Raw genomic sequence first — 3,730 nt, 5'->3', positions numbered from 1 at the left:
CACCGCCAAGGACCGCATCTTCGCCCCCTTCCAGCGGTACGGCGACGCCCCGCGCGGCGCCGGTGTGGGCCTCGGCCTGGCCGTCGCCCGGGGCTTCGCCGAGGCCATGGGCGGCACCCTCACCGCCGAGGACACCCCCGGCGGCGGCCTGACCATGGTCCTCACCCTGCGGGCGGCGGAGGGCCGGCCACCCGCCCGCCCCGATCTCTCCGCGCAGGTCACCTCGTGACCCCGCACCAGCAGTCCGACCGAAGGTCCGAAAGGCAGGCCAGCATGACCCGGGTGCTCGTGGTGGACGACGAGCCGCAGATCGTCCGCGCGCTCGTGATCAACCTGAAGGCGCGCAAGTACGAGGTGGACTCGGCCCCCGACGGTGCCACGGCGCTCCAGGTGGCCGCCGCCCGCCACCCCGACGTGGTCGTGCTCGACCTCGGCCTGCCCGACATGGACGGCGTCGAGGTCATCAGGGGCCTGCGCGGCTGGACCCGGGTGCCGATCCTCGTGCTCTCCGCGCGGCACAGCTCCGACGAGAAGGTCGAGGCCCTGGACGCGGGCGCCGACGACTACGTGACCAAGCCGTTCGGCATGGACGAACTGCTCGCCCGGCTGCGCGCCGCCGTCCGCAGGGCGGAGCCCACCGGAGCGGGCGAGGACGACGTCCTGGTGGACACCGAGGACTTCTCCGTCGACCTGGCGGCCAAGAAGGTCAACAGGAACGGCCGGGACGTCCGTCTGACGCCCACGGAATGGCACCTCCTTGAGGTCCTGGTGCGCAACACCGGCCGCCTGGTCAGCCAGAAGCAGCTCCTCCAGGAGGTGTGGGGCCCCTCCTACGGCACGGAGACGAACTACCTCCGCGTCTACATGGCCCAGCTCCGGCGCAAGCTGGAGGCCGACCCGGCGCATCCGCGCCACTTCATCACCGAGCCGGGGATGGGGTACCGGTTCGAGAAGTGAGCGGGTACGAGCGGGCATAAGCACAGATGAGCGCACCGCTTCTCCCGGTGTCGGCACCCCCCGGTACGCTTCCTGTATGAGTGCTGCTCCAGGTTCCGAAAAGCCGGCAGGCCGTTTCCGGCGCATGCTCGACCGGCTCTCCTCCTCGCAGGAGGATCTGGAGTCGGAGGAGCTGCGGGAGGACGCCGAGACGGCGGGCTGTGTCCGCATCGGCGACTGCCACGACCGCCAGATAGTCACGGTTACTGGTACCTTGCGCACGGTCACCCTGCGGCCACGCGCCGGGGTCCCGGCCCTGGAGGCGGAGCTGTTCGACGGCTCGGCCGCGCTGGACGTGGTGTGGCTCGGCAGGCGCTCCATCGTCGGCATAGAGCCGGGGCGCAGGCTGATCGCATCGGGCCGGATCTCGATGAGCCGGGGCCGCCGGGTGCTGTTCAACCCGAAGTACGAACTCAGACCGCTCGGACGGGAGTAACCGGTGACGTCCCTCGACGACAAGCCGACGGACCATGGGCACGAGGACCGGGACGCGGATTCCAGGTCCGTGACCGAGGCAGCGCTCTTCGAGGCCTTCGGCGGCGTGCGGGGCATGGTGGAGACGGTCGTTCCCGGCCTGCTCTTCGTGACCATCTTCACGATCAACAAGGACCTGCACATGTCGGCCATCGCGGCCCTCGCGGTGTCCCTGGTGCTCGTCGTGGTCCGCCTGGTCATGAAGGACACCGTCAAGCACGCCTTCAGCGGCGTCTTCGGGGTCGCCTTCGGCGTGGTCTTCGCGATGATGACCGGCAATGCCAAGGACTTCTACCTGCCGGGCATGCTCTACACCCTCGGCCTCGCCCTTGCCTATCTGATCACGACCCTCGCGGGCGTCCCGCTGATCGGCCTGATCCTCGGCCCGGTCTTCAAGGAGAACCTCTCCTGGCGCACCCGCAACCCCGGCCGCAAGAAGGCGTACGCGAAGGCCAGCTATGCCTGGGGCCTGATCCTGCTCGCCAAGTGCGCGGTCCTCTTCCCGCTGTACTGGTGGGGCGACACCACGCAGTTCGGCTGGGTCCTGGTCGCCCTGAAGATCCCGCCCTTCCTGCTCGCCGTCTACCTCACCTGGGTCTTCCTGGCGAAGGCCCCGCCGCCGATCGACGTCTTCGCCGAGATGGAAGCGGCGGAGAAGGAAGAGAAGGCGGAGAAGGAGCGTGAGCGGGAGCGCCGCGAGGCCTGAGAGGCAGCCGCGCCGCCGCATGACCACGAGATGGGGGCGCCCGGTGCAACCGGGCGCCCCCCATCCGCGTACCGCTCGCCGGGGCGGCTAGCCCACCGCGTCCTCGCGGCGCACGGAGAGCAGGTCCTCAAGCTGCTCCTCGCGGGCCTGCGCGGCCACGAAGAGGAGCTCGTCGCCCGCCTCCAGGGAGTCGTCCGCGGTCGGCGCGAGGACGCGCGTACCGCGGATGATCGTCACGAGCGAGGTGTCCTCGGGCCACTGCACGTCGCCGACCTGTGTGCCCGCGAGGGCGGACTCGGGCGGCAGCGTCAGCTCGACGAGGTTGGCGTCACCGTGGCTGAAGCGCAGCAGCCGTACGAGGTCGCCGACGCTCACCGCCTCCTCCACGAGCGCGGACATCAGACGCGGCGTGGAGACCGCGACGTCGACGCCCCAGGACTCGTTGAAGAGCCACTCGTTCTTGGGGTTGTTCACGCGGGCCACGACCCGCGGGACGCCGTACTCGGTCTTCGCGAGCAGCGAGACGACGAGGTTGACCTTGTCGTCGCCGGTCGCGGCGATCACCACGTTGCAGCGCTGGAGCGCGGCCTCGTCGAGGGAGGTGATCTCGCAGGCGTCGGCGAGCAGCCACTCCGCCTGCGGGACGCGCTCGACCGAGATGGCCGTCGGCGCCTTGTCGACGAGAAGGACCTCGTGGCCGTTCTCCAGGAGCTCCCCGGCGATGGAGCGGCCCACCGCACCGGCCCCGGCAATGGCGACCCTCATCAGTGACCCTCCTCGGGGCCTTCGGCGAACGCCGCCTCGACCTTGTCGACCTGGTCCGTACGCATCATCACGTGCACCAGGTCACCCTCCTGGAGGACCGTCTGCGAGGTCGGCAGGACCGCCTCGCCCAGCCGGGTGAGGAAGGCCACGCGGACGCCCGTGTCCTCCTGGAGCCTGCTGATCTTCTGACCGATCCAGGCGGCGGAGGTGTGCACCTCGGCGAGCTGCACACCGCCGGTGGGGTCGCGCCAGAGCGGCTCGGCCCCGGAGGGGAGCAGCCGGCGCAGCATCTGGTCGGCGGTCCAGCGGACCGTGGCGACCGTGGGGATGCCGAGGCGCTGGTAGACCTCGGCGCGGCGCGGGTCGTAGATGCGGGCCGCGACGTTCTCGATGCCGAACATCTCGCGGGCGACGCGCGCGGCGATGATGTTCGAGTTGTCGCCGCTGCTGACGGCGGCGAAGGCGCCCGCCTCCTCGATGCCGGCCTCGCGCAGGGTGTCCTGGTCGAAGCCGACGCCGGTGACGCGGCGTCCGCCGAAGCCGGAGCCCAGGCGGCGGAAGGCCGTGGGGTCCTGGTCGACCACGGCGACCGTGTGCCCCTGTTGTTCCAGGGTCTGCGCGAGAGCGGATCCGACTCTCCCGCAGCCCATGATGACGATGTGCACGACCGTCCTTCCGGCTGTGTCAATACTCTGTGCTCGGGCTGAACGGTAAAAGCGTCTCAGACCGGAGCCCAAGCTACACACGCGCGGTCGGCGGGCGGCACCCCTGTGCGCCCGCGCACACCCC

At 70.5% G+C, this 3,730-nt stretch carries 6 protein-coding genes; 4 read left to right on the top strand and 2 right to left on the bottom strand.

All coding sequences use genetic code 11. The features are described from left to right. The 4 genes from AB8Z36_RS32130 to AB8Z36_RS32115 form a co-directional block, all read left to right on the top strand. A partial coding sequence (locus AB8Z36_RS32130; protein WP_369216907.1) for a sensor histidine kinase occupies positions 1–229 on the top strand: 229 nt, incomplete at its 5' end. A 44-nt stretch (positions 230–273) separates the two neighbouring features. Further along, a complete protein-coding gene (locus AB8Z36_RS32125; RefSeq protein WP_369216906.1) occupies positions 274–957 on the top strand; it encodes a response regulator in 684 nt (227 codons plus the stop codon). Positions 958–1,033: 76 nt separating this feature from the next. Continuing rightward, positions 1,034–1,432: an OB-fold nucleic acid binding domain-containing protein gene (locus AB8Z36_RS32120; protein WP_363247425.1), complete on the top strand. Its 399-nt coding sequence runs from the start codon at positions 1,034–1,036 to the stop codon at positions 1,430–1,432. Between the two features lie 3 nt (positions 1,433–1,435). Next, positions 1,436–2,176 (top strand): DUF3159 domain-containing protein, encoded by a 741-nt coding sequence (locus tag AB8Z36_RS32115; protein WP_369216905.1) that lies wholly within the window; start codon positions 1,436–1,438, stop codon positions 2,174–2,176. Between the two features lie 87 nt (positions 2,177–2,263). On the opposite strand, the gene AB8Z36_RS32110 is transcribed toward AB8Z36_RS32115, so the two are convergent. Together AB8Z36_RS32110 and AB8Z36_RS32105 are read right to left on the bottom strand one after the other, a co-directional pair. Then, positions 2,264–2,941, bottom strand: coding sequence for a potassium channel family protein (locus tag AB8Z36_RS32110; protein ID WP_150186656.1), 678 nt, complete (start codon positions 2,939–2,941; stop codon positions 2,264–2,266). Then, a complete protein-coding gene (locus tag AB8Z36_RS32105) occupies positions 2,941–3,606 on the bottom strand; it encodes a potassium channel family protein (RefSeq protein ID WP_369216904.1) in 666 nt (221 codons plus the stop codon). Before AB8Z36_RS32105 ends, AB8Z36_RS32110 begins: the two co-directional genes overlap by 1 nt. Positions 3,607–3,730 lie beyond the last annotated feature (124 nt).

The organism is Streptomyces flavofungini (assembly GCF_041028215.1).
Taxonomy (GTDB): domain Bacteria; phylum Actinomycetota; class Actinomycetes; order Streptomycetales; family Streptomycetaceae; genus Streptomyces; species Streptomyces flavofungini_B.
Note: the sequence above shows the minus strand (reverse complement) of the source record. Positions and strands in the feature narration are given on the sequence as shown.